Raw genomic sequence first — 20,740 nt, 5'->3', positions numbered from 1 at the left:
TTAATTTATATCATTGAGTAAATTGTGCTCAAATTTCTTGAAGTCAGCCTTATTGTTCTTGAGCAATTCGGGAATACTTTTAAATGTTGTTTTTTTCTTTATCTTCCCGTTTTCAATGCCTTCTATAAGAATGCTGCCATCAGGTTGAATAATTGGGCGTATTCCATAGGCAATTGCTCCATTTTGATCAAATTCGACGGTTGTTAGTATATCTTCCATTTTAAAAGGAAAATTTTCACCGATACCATACTCAAATGTTTCCTCTAGATCCTCTGTTTCAAATTTGTTGAGAAATTTGTTAAGCAAGGTCTGCATGTCTGTTGTATTATTCATAGGAAACATAGGGTACAGCTTCATGACTAGATCATTGTGGTCGATGTCTTCATCCATGAAAGGGAGGATGGAGGTTGCGAATGTTTTGATTTGCCCATCTTTGATATAATAAAATGTTATGGAGTTTGGACTACCTTCTTTTATTTGTATGCTTTCCTGTCCTTTTCTGAAGATTTGATTGTCCTTATAGAGGTCAGCAATGATACTTTGATCTGCCTGATATGCCTTTATTGCTATCGGAGAGTTACCTCCGGATATGGATAAAATGTTATTGTTGAGTTGGAAGGATATACGGGCAAAATAGTGCATGCCGAATAAATTGACATCGAAATGGTTGATTTTCCCTTCTGTGTAATCGATTTGTAATAGACGTTCCCTTCCGACTCTCTTGTAAAGAGGACCAGATATCGGCTGTCCTTCTTTATAGCTGGTTTTTACAGTATATAGATAATGTTCATAATTTTCGAGTTGTTCGATAAAATCAAAAGAATACTTGTACTTAAGTGTACCATTCTCGTAATAGTCTATTAATGAAATATCATCAATCAGCGTGTCCAACTTAAAGAACCCAGCATAGGGCTTCTCATTTCTAAAATAACCTGTATACGATGCCTTGGGCTGTTCTTTGATCGAAAAATCGAAGTAAGTTATGGATTGGATGATATCGTCTTCGAATTGTTCTGTGGACAACAGACGGTTTTCATCACGGTGATGGAATTGACTGCGGGTTTTTACTTTTCCATTTGCATAGGTGAGCTTCATATTATCCTCTTGAATTGTTCCCGAAACAATCTGACCGTTTTTATATATACTTTCATTTACAAGACTATCTTCCTCATACATTCTCCTATATCCATGGCGTAGACCATTTTTCATCTCATACTCTTCCTTGATGTGCTCAAAGTATAAGTTGCTAAATGCCCGCTGTATTCCTTCCTGAACACCATTTTTGTACTGTAGGATTTCGAATAAGTCTCCTTCATTAAAGAAAGTCCCATCCCAAGGTTGCCCATTTTGATAGACACCTTCTGCTAATATTTTTTGACTATCTTGTTCTTTCAGGAATTCTTTGTCTATTTTCACACCCTTACGTAATCTAAACTCCTTGATGACTCCCCCCATTTCATCCGTAAAAATACCATCGTAGGGTTTGCTGTCTTGGTATATGTTTTTCTGAGTGGGCTTATTGTTTTGATATATATTGACTTCTTGGAGTTCATCCTGTTTAAAAACGGATCGATACAGTGTGTCTCCATTATTACTATAGACTATCGATACACCATATCTTTCTCCATTTTTGTAGGGCGTTGTTTCTTGGATTTGTGTAGCGATATAGTTTTTAGTATAATACTCTTCTTCTATGTATGATGCGTTAGGTGTCTCGCTGTCATACTTTTTTTCTGAAATAAATTTACCTTCCTTATTCCAGGTCTTTTTATAGACTTCGGCCGTTCCTCCATACGGTTTATAGGCTACTTTGGTTTCACTCGCTTTGTTTCCATTCTCCCAAAACACCGTAATGAAGTAAAAGCGCTGTTCTTTCGTTTTAGTGACGGGGTCTGTGGGGACAGCAATTGTTTTCTCTAACATTACTCCTTCATCAGAAGGGCTGTATTCATAATATGATAGGGGCTGACCATAACTGAAATTGCCAGAGAGTTCTTCTGAAGGAGATATATACCCTGTCGCGATTACTTTGTTATGCAGATAGGTTGTGATTTTTTCCTTTTTTCCGTTTGTCCCATAGTTTACCGTTTGCCATAAGCTGCCATCAGGGTAGTAGTAGTTCAGCTGTTTGACGGTACTGTTGTTTTTGTATTGACTGAAGCTGGTATCAAAGCCTTTCTCATCGTACCAATAGGCATCCCCTACATAAATCTCAGGGTTGTCTGCTATGAGATATCCCTGCATTTGTAATTGACCACCTTTGTAGTAGTCTCTTAGTAAAAGTAACTCACCTTCCTTTTTTAGTGGAAGAGGGCGATAATATACATGTTTATCCTTGGTAGTTTTCTGCCAGTCTTCATCAAAGTATAATATGTCCTGCGCTTGAACAATGTGTGTTGTCAAGATGGTTAAAAGGATGAAATAGATTGCCTTGTGCATTGTAATAAAATATTTATCCAAATATGGTGATAAAGCCATTAGGATAATAACATAATTTACAATGCGACATTACCTACTTAAATTCGCTTTGTTAAAAAAGGAAAAATGGGTTTGAAGTAGGTTCAATAAATATAGCCTGTCGGACAAAGTGAATAGCCATCCTTATTAAAATAGGATGGCTATCAGCACCTAATCATTTATAGTTAATTCTCCACGAATGTCTTTCTCGACCCAATAAGCTACCCGAGCTTGGTCTTCAAATTCGCCCTGTAAGTACATGAGTTTTGTTACAGCAGCTTCAAAAGTCATGTCATAACCGTTTAATACCCCAATAGCTTTCAGACCTTGACTTGTTTCGTAGCGCCCTAGTTCTACAGATCCGACTTTACATTGAGAGATGTTGAGTATATTTTTCCCGCTTTTGATTGCTTCTTCCAGTAGGTCTAAAAACCATTGATCTGTGGTCGTATTGCCTGATCCGAATGTCTCCATGACGATGGATCGTACATCGGAGTCTAAAATAGCCTTGATGGTATCCGGACGAATCCCAGGAAATAATTTGAGTACTCCTACTTGGTCATCTAGCTTATTGTGTAGGACGATTTCTTTGTCCGTATTGTTTAGGAGAGCCTCGAAATTGTACTTGAGGTGTATGCCAGCTTCTACTAGAACGGGGTAATTTGGCGAGCGGAAGGCTTCAAATTTAGCCGAATTATATTTAAATGCGCGGTTACCTCTAAAGAGTTTGTTGTCAAACAATATACACACTTCCTGTATGACGGATACGCCATTATGTTTTGTTGAGGCAATTTCCAACGCTGTCATCATATTCTCTCTGGCATCCGTGCGTATTTCTCCAATAGGAAGCTGGGATCCGGAGAGGATAACCGGTTTTTGTAGTCCTTCGAGCAAGAAGCTTAAAATGGAGGCACTAAAGGCCATTGTATCTGAACCATGAAGAATTACAAAACCATCATACTTTTCATAGTTGTCCTGAATCAGCTGTGCCATTTTTAACCAGATTTCCGGATTCATATTCGATGAATCAATTATGGGGTCAAAAGAGTGTACGGTGAGTTTGTAATCTACACGGCTTAGGTCAGGAAGGTTATTCTTTATAAGGTCAAAGTCAAAAGGCACAAAGGTGCCAGACTCGTCCTGAACCATACCTATGGTTCCTCCAGTATATATGATGAATATGTTCATAGTTATTTAGATACCAAAAATTGTTTTCGAATTTAGTGTAGTTATGCGTGCCACTTCTTCCAAACTGGTTTCATGTAGGTCAGCGACTTTTTCAGCGATATAATGTAAGTAGGAGCTTTCATTTTCCTTTCCTCGAAAAGGTACTGGAGCAAGATATGGGGCATCAGTCTCCAATACGAGATGTTCTAGTCCGATCTGTTTGACGACAGCATCTAGGCCTGCTTTTTTGAAAGTGACAACTCCACCTATTCCCAATTTGAAACCTAGGTCTATAGCCCGATGTGCCTGTTCTAGGCTCCCCGTGAAACAATGGAAAACACCAAATAGTTGATCGTCTTTTAATTCATCTAAGAGCTCAAAAATTTCATCAAATGCTTCGCGACAATGGATGTCAATAGGCAAACCGAGTTCTTTTGCCCATCTGACCTGGGTTCGAAATGCATCCTTTTGCCAATCTAGTGTACTTTTGTCCCAATATAAATCGAGGCCTATTTCACCTATCGCATATATCTTGTGTCGAGAAATTGCCTGTTCGATACGATCTAGCTCTGACTTATAGTCCTGCTTTACACTACAGGGGTGGAGTCCGAGCATAGGGTAACAATAATCAGGATAAGTCGCTACTGTATCCATCACGGCGGCGACGGATTCATAATCGACATTGGGCAGAAAAAGCCGCTCGATATTATTGTCTAAGCAGCGCTGAATCTGTCCCGCCATCTTTTCTGTATGAATATTATAGTAAAGATGCGTATGCGTATCGGTTAAGGTAAAGGGTGATTGCATGATCAGCTTTGTTTTGAATTTTTCAAAAATAGCAAATTGTTAATAATAAGACTAATCCAGGCCTAATAAAAGTGATTCCCTTAAAGGAATTGAGTTTTATTTTTGAAAATGTTAAAGAATTGCGTTTTATTCTCCTCAGATAATAAACTATATATATTGAGTTATTCTGTTTAGTCTGTCCGTTGTGTTTATGTTGTCATCGATTACTGTATAACAATATCTATCCGCTACGCCGGACTTTGACTGTGTATGTCCTTATGTCAACATGGAAAAACTATTCCAACAGCTGATCGACCAGACGATCAGGGCCAATGATCTAAATGAAAAGCAGCATGAGACTTTTTTGATCCAACAGGCTATTCTTCAAAACCAGGAGCAGCAGATGGAACTGCTACAACGACGCATCGGTCGGATCGAAGACCTGATGCTGCAGATGGGCGAGATTCTCGACCGTGATCTACTGTCGCTATTGGATTAGCATTGCTGTTCAAGCAGGAGGTGTTGAAAAAGCTGTGCATATCGGATGCGACCTTTCGTAATTACGTAGCAGATGAAAAGCTCGACCCGATGAAGTTGGGGAAAATTGATTATTACTTTGCCCGTGGTCTAGCTAAGGACCTCATGGTATCAAAGTATAAAAAGAAGTCGTGACTAGGGGGCGCTCGTAGCTGTGTTTCATGAAATGATGCGGTAAACCTGTACAGGAATGTACTTTCCTTGTACAGGTTTGCTGTTGTTTTGTGCAGTTCTGCGAATGTCTTGTACAATACTTTTAAACATTTGTACAAGACTATCGTACTTCTGTACAGGACTATCTAATTCTTGTACAGAGCAATTGATGTTTTGTACAGATTCTTTCTAGTTCTGTACAGAAGTTTCAAACTTGTGCACAAGATTATGAAAGTTTTGTACAACTGTTTGCCATTTATGTACAGAACTCTTAAAGTTAGGTATCTATCTATTGAACTTTTGTGTGAGAATGTGAAAGTTCGGTACCAGTCCCTCACACTTTTGTACGAGATTGTCCGTGGTGGGTGGTGATGCCCCATATACTGTGGGCACTATCCCAATAAGTATGTAGCAGAATCTTAAAAGCTGTCTGTCAGCGCCAAACGGCGCGAAATGTACGATATAGACCTATCTCAATTTTTGACGCTGATACTTTCATTTTGCCTTCATTACGAGGTTATGTTTGTGGTGTTGAATAGGAAGTGAAGAGCTTCTAGTATTACATAATTATGAAGTTGTAAGGACAATGGTTAAAAAAGAAAAACGCCCGATCTCTCGGGCGTTTTTTTATAATCTTTTTACTCTTAGTTTGTAGGTTCCGTTACTGTTGGAGCGGTAGCATTAGGTGTAGCTGGTGCTTGTGCTGGAGCTACTCCTTTAATTACGTCAACTAGTTCTACATCGAAAATCAACGGTGCATAAGGAGGAATTTTTTGTCCTGCAGGACGATCTCCGTAAGCCAATGCCGAAGGAATAATAAGTGTTGCTTTTGTACCTTTACCAAATAAGTAAAGAGCTTCTGTCCATCCTTCAATTACCGGTTGTACACCAATTGGGAAACGAATCGGTTCGAAAGTACGCATAGGGTCTACAGGAAGTTTTCCTTTAATTGCATTTTCTTTGATTGATGAATCGAAAACCGTACCGTTGGTCAACATACCAGTATAGTTTACAACCACAGTATCTCCCAATACCGGTTTAGGGCCTTTTCCTTCTTCCGCAATAACATATTGCAATCCCGATGCTGTCTTTTTAGGCTCTAGTTTTTTACCAGCGATATAGCTTGATATTTTTCCTTCTTCCGCTTTTTTCAGACCTTCTAATTCACCTTTGAAATAACCATCGATTTCAGCGTATAAGGCAGAATCTGTTAATTGACCTTTTTTGAAGTGTTTTCTTACCTTAACAGTAAACGTAACAAATTTGTCTGCGAATTCTGGTTTAGGCTGTCCTGTTTTGGCCGCCATAGTATCCATATTTAATTTGAATACAGCAGAGTCACCTTCACCTAAGAATTTGAACATAGAGTTGTAATCTCCCTTATAGGCTCCAGGAATAGAATCTGGTGCAATATTTACAATTTGAGGTAACCCCAAGTCATATGTGCTGTTTAATAAAGAGTCGTTCTTGTCGGACGTGATCGTTAGATCGACAGATAAAAAATCGCCTGCTACGGCTTTTTCTTTGGCAACATCGTCCACAATACTGTACTCTAGACCGCCTTCGCCTTTTTTGAAGCTCTGGCATGAGGCAGCCAGTAACATAGCGGCTGCTGATAAAAATAAAACTGATTTTTTCATCTATTTTAAAATTGTTTTCATTTGGTATGAAAGCTATCTGATTTATTCTTCTTGGTGATAGATAGAATAAATCGTGATGGTCTTCATTTTATTGATTAATACTTATTTACTTTGTTAATATATCGTTATACTCTGGTAATATAGATTTAAATGTATTTACAACAGCAGCTAAATCAGAAGTAGAACTACCTCCAGAGGCATTCAAATGTCCTCCCCCATTGAAATACTTTTTACATATTTCATTACATGGGATTTCGCCAATCGAGCGTAAAGATAATTTAATTAATTCAGTTCTGTCAATAATTAATGCAGCTAAACGGATACCTTTTATCGATAATGCATAATTCACTAATCCCTCCGTATCGCCTGTCGTGATGTCAAATTGCGCGAGGTCTTCTTTACTTATCGCGAAAAGTGCTGTATTGTATTCCGGTATTACTTCGAGACAGTTGAGGAGGGCATAACCTAAAAATTTCAATCGACGCTCTGTTGAACTGTTATAGATGTGTTCATGGATTTCCCAATTCCGTGCTCCAGCTTCAATCAGGTTGGCTATAATGTGGTGCACAGCGGCGGTCGTAGAACGGAAGCGGAAGGAGCCGGTATCGGTCATAATACCTGCATATAAACAAGTCGCTATATCGGCATTTATTTCTTCGCGAGCCTCAAGTACGTCCGCTATAAAAGTGTAAATCAACTGTGCTGTGGCAGCAGCAGAAGAGTCCCAATAAACCAACGATGCGAAATCTTCTGGGTCTAAATGATGGTCAATCATCCACTTTTGACCAGGAGATGCGGTAATAAACTGTTCGAGAATATTTGTTCGAGAAAGTGCACTGTAGTCCAGACAGAATACAATTTCAGCATTAGCCAATAGCTCCTTTGCAGACTTGGTCTGTTCGGGATAGATAATGGCGTCTGAACGTCCCGGCATCCAGTCCAAAAAAGAAGGGAAATCTGATGATAGTACTACAGAAACATCATGATTCCTTTTTTTAAGCCAATGATATAGCGCTAGGGATGAGCCTAAAGCGTCTCCATCGGGCTTGTGATGTGTTGTAATGACAATACGTCTAGGTTGGGACAGTAACGTTAAATTATTTTCTCCTCGTAACATAAAAAATATAAGAATACAAACGTACAAATTATTCGTTTGGCAAGAAAATTATTTTTAATGCAATTACACTGTGTTTTCGCAATAAAAAAAGAGATAATTGTCCTTTCTCTAGCATCGAGTCTTAGCTATTTTTGATGTTTAAAAGCATATAGTTTATGGTCGCGTCGCATACACAATAAATAGATGTCACTATTATAGTTTATTCGGCCATAATGGAACAATGGTTGTCCTTCTACAGGGAATCCATTTTCTAAACCACCCTCGCTATTGAAAAGATAAATAAGGTTTGTGGCCTTTGAAGCAACTCCGATTCGGAATCCCCCGTTGTTGGGCAGTCGAAAGTACTGTGGACGATCATTGATTGTCTTCGTAAAGTTGTACTCAAAAAGAAGACGTGTGCTGTCTGCAATGTCATAGACGCGTAGGAGATCATTGTTGATATTGACAAGTTCCGAGTGGGGCGACGTATTTATATTTACAAAGTCTGCTAGACTGGATGCAGCCATTCGATCCAGTAAAAAGGACTTGCTTGTTCCCTCAGTGGGTATTATGTACAAGCGACCTGTAGTATCTATTGCGAGAAAATCACTGTTAGGGCTATTCTCTTGTAGCAAGCCGATAGGATTTCGGAGTTGGATGTTATTTCCTATTCGAATTTCACGTGATTTTTGTCCGTTCTCATTGATAAGATATATTTTGCCGGAGGTAGTGCCTATAGCAATTTGATTATGGGCATTGAACACAGGACCTAATATATCGCCTTCTATCTCCAAAGTCCCCCAGTTATTCTGGTGGGTACCATTCATCTCAAAAGCATGGATCTTCTTTCGGGTAGGTACCAAGATTATTGTTTTTCCTTGTAGGGTCACCACAGAAGGTTGAGCTATGGGCTCATCCGGAATTTCCACAGAAAATCCTTTTAATGGTTTTCCGTTCGTGTCAAAGCGATATAATCGATTACGATCTGTTACTAACAGCATGCTGCGATCTTCTAGCTGTTGAATATCGCCGACAACTCGACCAGCGAATACTGTAGACCATAGTTTTTGACCTTGCGGGCTGATTGCATGGACGGTGTGGTCCAGTTCTTGGATGAGTATAAATTGACTCGTGTCGGAATGCTCAAATATGTATGGTTTTGTGATGGCCTTGTTCTCAAAAGAATAGGTCCATTCTGGCGTAGCCCCCAGGGCATTCTTGCTTTTGAATAGTGCATAAAGCTGTGAGGTGAATTTACCTGCATTACCAGACAACTGTACGGACCAGGAATAGAAATCCTGAAAACCAAAATTTTCTTTGTCTTTAAAGTTGTTTTGGAAAGGTTGGTTCAAGGAGTTTAATAGCTTAGAGTTTGCATTTCTTGTGTGTACAAAAAGTGTAACGTTGGCCTCATTTCCCTGTAATTTTTCAAAGTTTTTAAATCCTAATGTTCCTGTTAGGAAGTCTCTTCTTTCCACATCGTCTTTGTAATCTTTTAATGTCCTGCTACTGTTGGCTAGGACTAGTACATCGTCAATGCGTGTTACATAAGGGCGGGGTAGCTCTTTAAAAAGGTCTCCAAATTGCGCATACAGTAAACCTGATGATTTAAAGCGGTAGATAGAGTCTTGTAGATTCTCTAAGAAATCTTTCTCCAGCTCCACCCAGGATTCCTTGTTCTCCAATCTAATATAGCCTATAAAACTGCTGGAAGCCGTTTCGACAAAAGCAATATCATTACCCATTAAGTTTGTAAGCTGTTCTCGTCTTCCTGTTGTGTCGATTTCTTCTGCAATTTTTTCCTTTCTTCTTTTAAAGAGATCCTTTAGATCTTTTTGAAAACGAGTACGATCACTTATACTACACTCCATATATACTGCTGTGCTAGAAGGAAAGTAGGTATATAGACGCTGACTTGTCTTTTCCTGATTTTTAAATAAAGAGACGTAGTTTTCCGAGTATTGGTCAAGTTCACTTTCTCCGGTAAGCATTAACGCATCTTGTTTGAAGTTGATGTTCCAAACCGACTGTCCCTGCATATTTTTGAATAAATCTAAAAAAGCACCACTGTTTCTGCGTTGATATAAATTTACGATACTGTCATATTGTTGGTGTGGAAAGTAAATACTTAACGCTGTGTTGCGTGAATCACCTTTCAGAAAGAAATCGATCTGGGAATCGGGAAGATGTTTACTATGCTTGTCGAGTATTCTGGTAAGCAGGTTTATAGACTTGGTGGCAAAGAAAATGTTGTTGTAATAAACAGAAAACAAAGTCGAATCTTTTGCCCCGTATTGTATCTGATATACTTTATGCCCTAAGGTGTCTATGTCGTTAATTTTGTATTGTTTACGAATTGTATTTAATATAGTAGCAAATTCGGATGAAGCGATCGCTGTAGAAGTCGGGATAGTGAGTATACTTTCTGTTTTCTTGCCTTCAGGATGGAAGGAAATGTATACTTCGGAGTCGTCCACATATTTTTTTAGAGCTTCATGGCGCAGCAGGTTAATCTTGAATTCGCTTATCAAGTCAAAATCCTGTTTCCCTAGTAGAGCTTCAAAAATCTCAAAGTCTTTAAAGATATTATCCGAGGCTTCATTGTTTCCAATAGCAGCAATTAGAAGCGCATTGTCCGGGAGATAACGTAGTGGCTTGGCTGCTCGGTTATGTTCACCATCAAGATCACGGAAGTAATATATGGAAGCAGCGACAACCGCTACAAATAGAATTACCGAAAGGATAATAGTATTTCGCATATTGCAAACCTACTTATTTCACTGCTATTTTATAAATAACGTAACAAAAACTTTTCATCATTGTTTGAATTCATTTAATCAGGTGAATATTTTCTATTGGTAATAGAATGTGTCGTGAATGCTGATATTCGACGCAAATACTGATCTTTTAATGGTCTTTAGCTGTAAAAAAATAAAAATGCCTAATTTATAGGGGATATTTTATACATTTATAAACAAAAGTTCAACATAAGTAGTTTCTGAATAAAAATACATGAATAAGCAAATCATTTTAACTGCTTCTTTTTTGGGTTTGATCGCTGTGGCTTTAGGAGCATTTGGAGCACACGGTCTAGAAGGAAAAATCAGTGATTATCATCTGGGCACTTGGAAGACTGCCAATCAATATCATTTTTATCACGTTTTTGCCTTACTGTTTCTTTCTACTTTTTCCAGAGCCAAAAGTCAATCCATCCGTGTATCCTTTATAGCTTTTACTATTGGAATTCTTCTGTTTTCAGGGTCACTGTATCTACTTAGTGTTCGCTCTTTGCTGGGAATAGAGGGATGGAAGTTCCTAGGGCCGGTGACACCATTAGGTGGTCTTTGTTTTATGATCGGTTGGATAGGCTTGTTTGTAGCAGCTGTCAAACATAGAGCTTAGTCTTTTTCTCTCGATTTCGTATCCGTCACATCTTTACCGCAGTGTGCTACTGTGGGTTTTTACCTATCTTTGTTAGATGCATAATATTGATTTGTTCGCCGAACGTAAGACTTTATTTGTCGAAGTGGTGTTACCACTTTTCATAGCGAAGACCTACACCTATCGAGTACCCTTTGAATGGAATGAAAAAATCAGGATAGGGATAAGGGTAATCGTTCAGTTTGGAAAGAATAAAGTGTATTCGGCCATCGTGAAAGATGTCTCGACAGAAGCACCGTTGAAATATGAAGCAAAGTATATTTTAGAGGTTGTCGATGACAACGCTATTGTCGATGGGACGCAACTAAAACTGTGGCAATGGATGTCGGACTATTATATGTGCCAGTTGGGAGAGGTGATGCAGGCTGCTTTGCCAGCAGCTCTTAAAATGGCTTCTGAGACTAAGATTGTAGCAGCTGAGAATCCTGACCTGGACAGGACGATACTTTCCGATAAAGGGTATTTGGTTTTAGAAGCACTTGATATTGCAGGAGAGCTTCGTGTAGCGGATGTGACTAAGATATTAGGGCAAAAATCTGTCTTTCCATTATTAAGGTCACTTTTTGAGCAAGGGTTTATTCTCATTTCGGAAGAGATAAAAGAAAAGTATAAGCCTAAAACAAAAACGTTCCTTTCTATGGCCTCTGAATATAATGATTCTGAAGGAAAAAGGTTGCTATTGGACAGTCTGAATAGAGCGCCGAAACAGCAGGATGCCGTATTGGGTTTTTTACAACTTGTAAAGAATAAGCAGGATATAACCCGACAAGATTTACAGGAAGCAACAGCTTGTGGGGCAGGTGCAATTACAGCGCTGATCGATAAAGGTGTCTTTGTGATAAGGGAGAAGGTAGTGAGTAGGTTTGAAGGGGTAGATATGCAGATGACTAAGGAATTTGATTTCAGCAACGATCAAAAATATGCTTTTGATGAAATTGGTAGCCTTTTTAGACAAAAGGATGTCGTCCTCCTGCATGGCGTTACTGCATCTGGAAAAACCCAACTTTATATTCGGTTGATTGAAGAGATGCTTGCGGGGGGTAAAAATGCTCTTTACCTTTTGCCTGAGATTGCTTTGACTGCCCAGATTACGGAACGATTGAGACTTCACTTTGGAAATCAGTTAGGGGTGTATCATTCCAAATTTAATGACAATGAGCGGGCAGAGGTATGGCATAAAGTTTTAAAAAATGAGTTCCGTGTTATTATTGGGGCTCGATCCTCCGTGTTTTTGCCCTTTCAAAATTTGGGACTTATCATCGTGGATGAAGAGCACGAGAACTCCTATAAACAGTTTGATCCAGCGCCAAGGTATCATGCGCGCGATACAGCCATATATCTAGGACATCTTCATGGAGCTAAGGTTCTTTTGGGATCAGCTACACCATCGGTGGAGAGTTATTATAATGCGAAAGCGGGCAAATATGGACTGGTACAGCTGTTGAGACGCTATGGGGAGGCACAATTGCCTGAAATTGAGATTGTAGATATTCCTGAAGAAAGCAGGAAAAACAAAATGCACTCCTATTTCAGTGAAACCTTGCTGAATGGAATTAAAGAGGCCGTAGGGCGTAAAGAGCAAGTCATCCTATTTCAAAACCGAAGAGGACATACTCCTTTCGTACAGTGTAGTACTTGTGGATATGTGGCTAAGTGTGTGAATTGTGATGTAAGTCTTACCTATCATAAAACATCTCACTTATTACATTGTCATTATTGTGGACATTCAGAGGTTCCTATTAATGTGTGTCCAGCTTGTGGTATGCCACATATGGAGAGTAAAGGTTTTGGAACAGAGCGAGTGGAGGAAGAGTTGGAAATCCTAATGCCAGAGCTTCGTATTGGTCGGCTAGATTTAGATTCTACACGGGGCAAGTATGGTTTTGATAAAATTATTACGGCATTTGATGATCATGAGTATGATGTGTTGATTGGTACACAGATGGTAGCCAAGGGACTAGACTTTGGTCGAGTGAGCTTGATCGGAATTATTAATGCGGATACGATTATCAACTTTCCGGACTTCAGAGCCTATGAAAGAGCTTTCTCATTGTTCTCACAGGTTGCCGGAAGGGCGGGTCGTAGAGATGCCCTGGGTAAAGTCGTAATACAGACTTATACACCTAATCATCGCGTTATAGAGCAGGTTGTTCAGCATGACTATGAAGGGATGTTTATGAAAGAAGTTACAGAACGTAAAAACTTTCATTATCCACCGTTTTATAGGTTGATACGTTTGGATGTTAAGCATCCGGATCAACAGCAGACATTGGATTCTGCTCAAAAACTAGCAGTTCTGTTACGTGCACAATTGGGGGATAGAGTGTTGGGGCCTGAGCCTCCCTTGGTTTCTAGAGTGCGTAATAATTATATACAGACCATCACCTTAAAGGTCGAGCGTGGTCACGTAAGTATTGTAAAGGTCAAGGAGCTTATCCGTGCAGCTATACTTTCCTTCGAACTGGATAAGCTCAATTCAGGAGTACGGATCCAGTTGGATATAGATCCGTACTAGGTAGAGATAAGCTATAAGTTTATTTTAGAGACCTTAAATGGCTTTTTGACCGCTTTATGAGCAGCTTCTTTAGCAATTCTTGCTTGTAGGTCACTCACCTTTTCAGGTTTGTAGCTGTTCTCGCGTACATCTAACTTGAATAGCATCTCGTACCAGGTGCAAGCGGCCGTAAAGCGACCGTAATCTAATTGCAGGTGGTAGCCGTCACGTGTATATTTGTCTCCGATAGAAGAAGTTCTTGCGTTTTGTATAGCTGTTCCCGCAGGTACTACGAAAGCAAAAACACCTGACTTGTTGATTTTCTTCGTTGTTTGAGCTATGTGTTTATACATGATTTCTTGACTCCTTTCATAATTGCTAAAGCCTTTGTGATCTGAGTCATTTTGGTAGGCCCATGTCTGGTGATAAATAAGCTGGGCTTTTGATGGTTTTAGGCTATTCACATAAGCGACTAACGCTGGTAAGCTCTCCATGATAATAGTGTACTTTCCTGAATAGGGGCTCGCTTGTTGTAGGCTGATATAATCCCAGTCTTCATCTTTTAAAGCCTGTGCAATACTTGTGTTTTTAGTGGAGGATTTTGTTCCATCTATATTTGTCTTACGATAGCTATAACTTGCTTTATCGGTTTTAGCATTTTCAACGTGGAGTTTTAAAGGAGCTCCCCCGATATAGAGGTTTCCTATTATCATTTTTTTGTTATTGGTTTTAGCCAGATCGTACAGGTAGTTTTCGATAGCATCCTCGGAAAAACTATTGCCTATGGCCAATATTTTGAGTGTGCCAGCTTCTTGAGCGAATAAGGCATGGCAGAAAGTAGCGAATAAGATTAAGGTTAGGTTGATTTTGTTCATAAGTGTTTAATTGTTTAATAATGCGCTGTTAGCGAATCGATTTTGAGTTTCAGTTATTTGTTGTGATTTACATTAGTTTCATTGTTTTGAGCGCATCATATACGGCTTGTTTGCGACCCTCAGCGAATTTTTCCATTCTCTTAGGATCTTTAGGTGTAGCGTTTAAAGCAAAATAATATTTTTTTTCGTCTTTTTCTAGAAAGCCTACAAACCAACCGTTATTGTCGATTTCGTTATAAGACCAGCCTGTTTTACCTGACAGCTTGTAGTTTTTGCCTTCTTCTATAAGAAATACCCTTAACATGGTCTCTCGGGTTGTGTTGAGTATGGGGAGTTTTTTGGATATAAAACGTTCTAAAAAATCGATTTGCTCGAAACAGGATATTTGTGAGTTTCCTTTGAGCCAAAAAGAATCCATATTCTCTGTCCGAACATCCATGCCATTGTAATGAAGCTTGTTTAGGTAGGTTTTCATATTTGCAACACCAATCTTACGTGCGATTTCTTGAAAACAGGGGACACAGGATGTTTGGAAAGCCTCTCGTAAAGTGAGGTCCTTCTCCCAATTTTCAAAATCTCTTTTTTGGCCATCCCATTTGAGGATAGAAGTATCACTTCTTAGAACCGAAGACTCTAGAGCGATGATGCTATTCGGGATTTTAAAAGTCGATGCGGGTAGGAAACCTCGATCGGCCCATTCGAAATCGTTAGAATAATACTCCTGTTCCTGTGGATCATAGATGAGTATGCTCCCTTTTAAATCATAGTTGTTTAAAATAGAGGTGAAATCATTTTTATACTTGTCGTTTTGATTACTGTTTCTAGATGCAGTTCCGCATGCAAGACAGAAGGATAGTATAGAAAGAAAAAAAAGTTTGTACATTGACTATTTGCTTTTGAAGTGAGAAAGATACTAAAAATCAAAATATTTATGTTTTATTATTGAAGTAATCTGTGCGCAAGCCCTATAGTTGTCAGATCGGCTAGGAGGGATGGAATGCCTAGCAATATGGAGTTTGGTGTTCAACAGTTGGTCGTTGTTTGATAAAGAAGAATGTTTTATTTGGGAAGATGCTGACTTCAAACATTTTGTATTTATTCCTTAAAATATCCGTTAATTAGGGTATTTTTGAGGAATAATGGCATATAAGTTTGTAGATAATTATAGGGAAAAAGGTGCAAGGAACAAGCTTGTAAAGCACCTTGAAGGCAGAGGTATTCAGGATAGAAGAGTGCTTGAGGCCATGGGAAAGGTGCCGAGACATTATTTCTTTGATGAAACATTCTGGAATCAGGCGTATAAAGATATCGCCTTTCCAATAGGAGACGGGCAGACGATATCCCAGCCCTATACAGTTGCTTATCAATCTGAATTATTGCATGTCAAAAGAGGAGATAAAATCTTAGAGATTGGAACAGGATCTGGGTATCAAACTTGTATTTTATTAGAGTTGGGAGCAGAGGTGTTTACTATCGAGCGACAAGAGAGTTTGTATAATAGAACGATTCAAGTTCTTCCCTATATGGGATATAAACCCCATTTCTTTTTAGGCGATGGCTCGAAAGGAATTGTACAGCATGCACCTTATGATAAGATTATTGTTACAGCTGGAGCTCCCTTTGTGCCAGAAATTATGCTACAACAATTGAAGCTGGGAGGTCTTTTGGTGATACCCGTCGGAGATGAGAAAAGTCAGAAGATGGTAACTATCCTACGTGTAGGAGAAAATGATTTTGAACGAATAGAATTAGATACTTTTAGATTTGTACCATTAGTAGGTGATAAAGCCTGGTAAACCTAATTAATCATATGAGAGAACTTTATCAAGACAATATACAGCGAGCTGAGATAGAGCTCTCTTCCCTAGAGAAAAAAATAAATAAAAATAGTCTTTTACGGTTGGCCGTTATTTTGGTCGGTGGAGCTGCACTTTTCAAAATATTTCAATGGAATAACATCTGGTTATTATTGGTTGTCGTTCTAATGATTGTTTTGTCTTTTGCCTATTTGGTATTGCGGCAGAGTAGGTTAGAAAAAGCAAAAGCTGATGCGCAGGCCTTTTTACGGATCAATAAAAATGAGGTCGCTTTAGGAGAAGGGAAGTCCAATATATATAACGAAGGAGAGGCGCATGACGAAGGCAAGCATCCCTATGTCTCTGATTTGGATATTTTTGGAGCGAAGTCTCTTTTTGCAAAAGTTAATAGAGCCGCTACTCCCGATGGCGTTGAACGTTTGGTGTCGTGGTTTGTCAAGCCAACGAGCAAAGAAGAAATATTGTTGCGTCAGCAGGGCAGTACTGAGTTGCGGGATAAGGGAGAGTGGATACAACAACTGCAGACTAAATTGCTTTTCAATTTGGGACAAACAACCAATATTCGCGTTTTTTTATCCAGATATCTCCAGGATGGAGGACTTGATTTTGGTTCTGTTTTACTACGAACTTATGTGCCGATTGCTCCTTACTTATTTGTTGCTGGTGTTTTATTTTCTCTTCTTGTGTTCCCGATTTGGAATATCCTACTCTTGCTGGGACTGATACATCTCGGATGGACGCTTGCTTTAGCAGGTAAGGTGAGTCACTTTTCGTCCCGTATAGATAAGATTGGGGCGACCTTGATCGCGTACTCCGATGCGGTCAAGATGATTGAGGAAGAACATTTTTCTAGTAAGATGAATCAAAATCTGCAACAGAACCTAAAGACGGAACAGCAAGAGAATCTTTCTGTTGCATTTCGACGTTTGGGAACTTTAGTAGACAAACTGGATGCTCGCAATAATATTTTGATCGGTTCTTTGTTGAATATCGTCTTTTTGTGGGATTTCAAGCAAGTGATGGCTATTGTACGCTGGAAGAAAAGCTATGAAGGCAACATATTAAATACGTTTAATATCATGGCCGACTTTGAAGCATTGATAAGTTTGGCTGTTTTACAACGAAATCATCCTCAATGGACGGTTCCGGTTATACTGGATGATGTCAATAAGGACTCTATAGTAGCAAATAAGTTGAATCATCCATTAATTCCGATCGATAAGGCCGTTGCAAATGATTATAGTTCGGAAGATCATAGAATAGCACTGATTACCGGATCTAATATGGCTGGCAAGAGTACTTTTTTGCGGACTTTGGGAATCAACGCAGTACTCGCTTACGCGGGAGCTGTTGTCTGTGCGGACCGATTCGAACTGCCTATATATAGGATGGTATCTTATATGCGGATCAAAGACGATTTAAATGAGAGTACTTCTACTTTTAAAGCCGAGTTGGATAGGATGAAGTTTATTTTAGATCTAGTAGCGGCAGAAACGGATACTTTTGTTTTGATTGATGAGATGTTGAGGGGTACTAATTCTGTAGACAAGTATTTGGGATCTAGAGCTATAATTAAGAAGTTGATAGCGATGGGAGGAAGAGGTATGGTAGCTACCCATGATCTACAATTGGCATCCTTGCAAGACGATTATCCTGGCATATTGAAAAACTATCATTTCGATATTCAAGTGGAGCAAGGAGAGATGCTCTTTGATTATAAGTTAAAAGACGGAAAATGTACCGTATTTAATGCGTCATTGTTATTAAAAGGCATAGGGGTGGAAGTAGGTAATTGATAAAATACTACCTTTGTGAAAATTTATTCCAAAAATGACGTTAGAAGAAAAGATTGAAATTTCGGAGACACGTGTATGTACGACTGTATTTCCTTTTTTAACCAATCACCATGATACCTTGTTCGGTGGAAAGGCCATGGCTATTATGGATGAAGTCTCTTTTATGGCGGCGACACGTTTTTGTCGTAAGCGCCTGGTCACGGTTTCCACAGACCGCATAGATTTTAAAAAAGCTATCCCATCGGGTAGTATTATCGAAGCGATTGCTAGGGTTGACAGTGTGGGTCGCACCAGTTTAAAAATAAAAGTTGAAATCTATCTTGAGCATATGTACGAAGAGGGACGGGAACTAGCAATCCAAGGAATGTTTACATTTGTGGCATTAGATGATAATAAAAATCCAATACCCGTGCTGGAAGGACTAAATGTCACAGTCGAATAGAGTATAATGTTATTATAGCCTTACTTGTTATTGGTTCCGTATTACGGGGGCTAATTGCTTGAGCTCTTGCTCATCAAAGAGTCTATAGTGAACTTTGAAGGTTTTTCCTAAAGGACTTTCCAAAGAGAAACCGCCAGGGCCAAAGCCATCTAGGACATCTAATGTAAAGTGAGCGTGTTGCCAATATTCAAACAGATCTCTGTCTACCCAAAATTCAAAACCTTCTACAAGGCCTATCATGGCATCATTGGTACGTGGAAAGAAGGTGCCTTTTTCGAAACATTGAGGTTGCGTGCCTTCGCAGCAACCGCCAGCTTGGTAGAACATAAGATCTCCATGTTTTTCTGCCAATTCCTTAATAAGGACTTTAGCGGCTTCTGTGGTGTCTAGTCTATTGCTCATTTTTATTTTTGTTGTGAAGATATAGTAAACACAGCCCCCTTGTTTAATAAAGACAAGAGGAGCTGTGTTTTTTGTTGCTGTTAGAAAAATCCTAGTTTTTCCTTGTTATAAGAGATCAACATGTTTTTGGTCTGTCTGTAATGTCCAAGCATCATCTTATGGTTTTCTCGACCGATACCAGATTGTTTGTATCCGCCAAAAGGCGCGCCTGCAGGATAAGCATGATATTGGTTGACCCATACCCGACCTGCCTGAATGGCGCGAGGTACCTGATAGAGCTGATGAGCATCTCGGGTCCATACTCCTGCACCTAAGCCATAAATGGTGTCGTTAGCAATTTCTATAGCTTCTTTTTCGTCTTTAAAAGTTGTTACCGCAAGCACAGGGCCGAAAATCTCCTCTTGGAAAATCCGCATTTTATTGTGTCCCTTGAATAAAGTAGGCTTGATATAGTAGCCTTCTTCAAACCCAACGCCGACATTGTTTTGATCACCACCAGTCAGCACCTCAGCACCTTCTTCTTTACCCAATTGGATGTAAGACATAATCTTGTCCTTTTGGATTTTTGAAGCTTGCGCTCCCATCATTGTTGATGGATCTAGCGGGTCACCTACCTTTATTTGGTTTACACGGTCAATGACTTTGGCGATAAAGCGCTCGTAGATATCTTCTTGTATTAACAATCGTGATGGACATGTACATATTTCTCCTTGGTTTAATGCAAATAGTACTGCACCCTCTATAGCCTTGTCTAAGAAGGCGTCATCCTCGTCCATCACCGAGCTGAAAAAGATATTGGGGGATTTTCCGCCAAGTTCTAGTGTTACAGGGATAATGTTTTCTGTTGCATATTGCATGACTAGGCGTCCTGTGGCAGTAGAACCAGTGAAAGCCGCCTTGGCAACTTTAGGATTAGTTACTAATGCTCTGCCCAGTTCAGATCCAAAACCATTTACTATATTGACAACGCCGGCAGGGATAAGGTCACCGATTAATTCCATGAGAACTAGGATGGAGGTAGGTGTACTCTCTGCTGGTTTTAATACCACAGTGTTTCCTGCGGCGAGTGCAGGAGCAAGTTTCCATACAGCCATTAGGATAGGGAAGTTCCAGGGAATAATCTGTGCGACGACACCAATCGGTTCGTGCACAATCAATGATACGGTGTTAGCGTCCAGTTCTGTTAGAGAGCCTTCTTCAGCCCGTATTACACCTGCAAAATACCTGAAATGATCAATCGCTAGGGGGATATCAGCGTTAAGAGTCTCGCGTACTGCTTTTCCATTGTCTATGGTTTCAACTGCTGCTATGTATTCCAGGTTTTCTTCTATACGATCAGCAATTTTGTTAAGGATGATGCTTCGCTCTGTAGCAGAGGTTTTGCCCCACGTTTCGAATGCTTTTGCTGCTGCATTGACTGCGAGATCAAGATCTTCTTTAGTAGAATGTGCTACTTGAGTGAATACTTTTCCATCAACAGGAGATATGTTATCAAAATATTTGCCCTGGACTGGCGCAACAAATTTTCCGCCTATGTAGTTGTCGTAACGCTCTTTGAACGTTGGTCTTTTAATAGTACTCATATTAATCGTATTTATTTGTTTGAATTCTTGTTTATCAAATTTAGCCAACCATTT

Annotated in this window: 16 protein-coding genes; 6 read left to right on the top strand and 10 right to left on the bottom strand. The window is 39.4% G+C overall.

The window, feature by feature from the left end; all coding sequences use genetic code 11:
• The 3 genes from M472_RS24740 to M472_RS24730 all read right to left on the bottom strand — a co-directional run bounded on the left by M472_RS24740 (position 1) and on the right by M472_RS24730 (position 4,431).
• Positions 1–2,403 carry a toxin-antitoxin system YwqK family antitoxin gene (locus M472_RS24740; protein ID WP_144062622.1) on the bottom strand — a complete coding sequence of 801 codons (2,403 nt, stop codon included), beginning with the start codon at positions 2,401–2,403 and terminating at the stop codon, positions 1–3.
• Positions 2,404–2,628: 225 nt separating this feature from the next.
• On the bottom strand, positions 2,629–3,645 hold the full coding sequence (locus M472_RS24735) for an asparaginase (protein WP_021068497.1): 1,017 nt from the start codon (positions 3,643–3,645) through the stop codon (positions 2,629–2,631).
• 6 nt (positions 3,646–3,651) lie between these two features.
• Positions 3,652–4,431: a TatD family hydrolase gene (locus M472_RS24730; RefSeq protein ID WP_021068496.1), complete on the bottom strand. Its 780-nt coding sequence runs from the start codon at positions 4,429–4,431 to the stop codon at positions 3,652–3,654.
• Positions 4,432–4,696: 265 nt separating this feature from the next.
• Between M472_RS24730 and M472_RS24725 the strand changes: the two genes are divergently transcribed.
• Entirely contained in the window at positions 4,697–4,909 is a 213-nt protein-coding gene (locus tag M472_RS24725; protein ID WP_021068495.1) for a hypothetical protein, read from the top strand.
• Between the two features lie 835 nt (positions 4,910–5,744).
• Here M472_RS24725 and M472_RS24720 read toward each other — a convergent pair.
• From M472_RS24720 to M472_RS24710, 3 genes are all read right to left on the bottom strand, one after another.
• Complete coding sequence (locus tag M472_RS24720) at positions 5,745–6,740, bottom strand: FKBP-type peptidyl-prolyl cis-trans isomerase (RefSeq protein WP_021068493.1); 996 nt, start codon at positions 6,738–6,740, stop codon at positions 5,745–5,747.
• A gap of 106 nt (positions 6,741–6,846) precedes the next feature.
• On the bottom strand, positions 6,847–7,857 hold the full coding sequence (locus M472_RS24715) for a DHH family phosphoesterase (protein ID WP_021068492.1): 1,011 nt from the start codon (positions 7,855–7,857) through the stop codon (positions 6,847–6,849).
• A 125-nt stretch (positions 7,858–7,982) separates the two neighbouring features.
• Positions 7,983–10,595, bottom strand: a complete 2,613-nt coding sequence (locus M472_RS24710; protein ID WP_021068491.1) for a PQQ-binding-like beta-propeller repeat protein — start codon at positions 10,593–10,595, stop codon at positions 7,983–7,985.
• 253 nt (positions 10,596–10,848) lie between these two features.
• Here M472_RS24710 and M472_RS24705 point away from each other — a divergent pair, with 253 nt between their 5' ends.
• Together M472_RS24705 and priA are read left to right on the top strand one after the other, a co-directional pair.
• The gene (locus M472_RS24705) at positions 10,849–11,238 is read left to right on the top strand and encodes a DUF423 domain-containing protein (RefSeq protein WP_021068490.1); all 390 of its coding nucleotides are present in this window, start codon (positions 10,849–10,851) and stop codon (positions 11,236–11,238) included.
• A 76-nt stretch (positions 11,239–11,314) separates the two neighbouring features.
• Positions 11,315–13,792, top strand: a complete 2,478-nt coding sequence (gene priA, locus M472_RS24700) for a replication restart helicase PriA (protein WP_021068489.1) — start codon at positions 11,315–11,317, stop codon at positions 13,790–13,792.
• Positions 13,793–13,803: 11 nt separating this feature from the next.
• Here priA and M472_RS24695 read toward each other — a convergent pair whose 3' ends face one another.
• On the bottom strand, positions 13,804–14,646 hold the full coding sequence (locus M472_RS24695; protein WP_021068488.1) for a DUF4886 domain-containing protein: 843 nt from the start codon (positions 14,644–14,646) through the stop codon (positions 13,804–13,806).
• Between the two features lie 67 nt (positions 14,647–14,713).
• Complete coding sequence (blaOXA, locus tag M472_RS24690) at positions 14,714–15,529, bottom strand: class D beta-lactamase (RefSeq protein WP_021068487.1); 816 nt, start codon at positions 15,527–15,529, stop codon at positions 14,714–14,716.
• A 256-nt stretch (positions 15,530–15,785) separates the two neighbouring features.
• On the opposite strand from blaOXA, the gene M472_RS24685 reads away from it, so the two are divergent.
• From M472_RS24685 to M472_RS24675, 3 genes are read left to right on the top strand one after another with little or no spacing between them, the layout of a single operon-like run.
• On the top strand, positions 15,786–16,442 hold the full coding sequence (locus M472_RS24685; protein ID WP_021068486.1) for a protein-L-isoaspartate(D-aspartate) O-methyltransferase: 657 nt from the start codon (positions 15,786–15,788) through the stop codon (positions 16,440–16,442).
• A gap of 14 nt (positions 16,443–16,456) precedes the next feature.
• On the top strand, positions 16,457–18,259 hold the full coding sequence (locus M472_RS24680; RefSeq protein ID WP_021068485.1) for a MutS-related protein: 1,803 nt from the start codon (positions 16,457–16,459) through the stop codon (positions 18,257–18,259).
• Between the two features lie 34 nt (positions 18,260–18,293).
• Positions 18,294–18,701 (top strand): acyl-CoA thioesterase, encoded by a 408-nt coding sequence (locus M472_RS24675; protein WP_021068484.1) that lies wholly within the window; start codon positions 18,294–18,296, stop codon positions 18,699–18,701.
• Between the two features lie 27 nt (positions 18,702–18,728).
• Here M472_RS24675 and M472_RS24670 read toward each other — a convergent pair whose 3' ends face one another.
• Both M472_RS24670 and M472_RS24665 read right to left on the bottom strand, forming a co-directional pair.
• Positions 18,729–19,103, bottom strand: coding sequence for a DUF779 domain-containing protein (locus M472_RS24670; protein WP_021068483.1), 375 nt, complete (start codon positions 19,101–19,103; stop codon positions 18,729–18,731).
• Positions 19,104–19,183: 80 nt separating this feature from the next.
• Positions 19,184–20,686 (bottom strand): aldehyde dehydrogenase family protein, encoded by a 1,503-nt coding sequence (locus M472_RS24665; RefSeq protein ID WP_031301270.1) that lies wholly within the window; start codon positions 20,684–20,686, stop codon positions 19,184–19,186.
• Positions 20,687–20,740 lie beyond the last annotated feature (54 nt).

This window comes from Sphingobacterium paucimobilis HER1398 (genome assembly GCF_000416985.1).
GTDB classification, from domain to species: domain Bacteria; phylum Bacteroidota; class Bacteroidia; order Sphingobacteriales; family Sphingobacteriaceae; genus Sphingobacterium; species Sphingobacterium paucimobilis.
This window is presented reverse-complemented; position numbering and strand designations above follow the sequence as displayed.

Coding starts and splice junctions, on each gene's coding strand:
- M472_RS24735 (WP_021068497.1), bottom strand. CDS start 3,645: ATGAACATATTCATCATATATACTGGAGGAACCATAGGTATGGTTCAG.
- M472_RS24680 (WP_021068485.1), top strand. CDS start 16,457: ATGAGAGAACTTTATCAAGACAATATACAGCGAGCTGAGATAGAGCTC.
- M472_RS24710 (WP_021068491.1), bottom strand. CDS start 10,595: ATGCGAAATACTATTATCCTTTCGGTAATTCTATTTGTAGCGGTTGTC.
- M472_RS24695 (WP_021068488.1), bottom strand. CDS start 14,646: ATGAACAAAATCAACCTAACCTTAATCTTATTCGCTACTTTCTGCCAT.
- M472_RS24720 (WP_021068493.1), bottom strand. CDS start 6,740: ATGAAAAAATCAGTTTTATTTTTATCAGCAGCCGCTATGTTACTGGCT.
- M472_RS24670 (WP_021068483.1), bottom strand. CDS start 19,103: ATGAGCAATAGACTAGACACCACAGAAGCCGCTAAAGTCCTTATTAAG.
- M472_RS24685 (WP_021068486.1), top strand. CDS start 15,786: ATGGCATATAAGTTTGTAGATAATTATAGGGAAAAAGGTGCAAGGAAC.
- priA (WP_021068489.1), top strand. CDS start 11,315: ATGCATAATATTGATTTGTTCGCCGAACGTAAGACTTTATTTGTCGAA.
- M472_RS24675 (WP_021068484.1), top strand. CDS start 18,294: ATGACGTTAGAAGAAAAGATTGAAATTTCGGAGACACGTGTATGTACG.
- M472_RS24705 (WP_021068490.1), top strand. CDS start 10,849: ATGAATAAGCAAATCATTTTAACTGCTTCTTTTTTGGGTTTGATCGCT.
- M472_RS24715 (WP_021068492.1), bottom strand. CDS start 7,857: ATGTTACGAGGAGAAAATAATTTAACGTTACTGTCCCAACCTAGACGT.
- M472_RS24730 (WP_021068496.1), bottom strand. CDS start 4,431: ATGCAATCACCCTTTACCTTAACCGATACGCATACGCATCTTTACTAT.
- M472_RS24665 (WP_031301270.1), bottom strand. CDS start 20,686: ATGAGTACTATTAAAAGACCAACGTTCAAAGAGCGTTACGACAACTAC.
- blaOXA (WP_021068487.1), bottom strand. CDS start 15,529: ATGTACAAACTTTTTTTTCTTTCTATACTATCCTTCTGTCTTGCATGC.
- M472_RS24725 (WP_021068495.1), top strand. CDS start 4,697: ATGGAAAAACTATTCCAACAGCTGATCGACCAGACGATCAGGGCCAAT.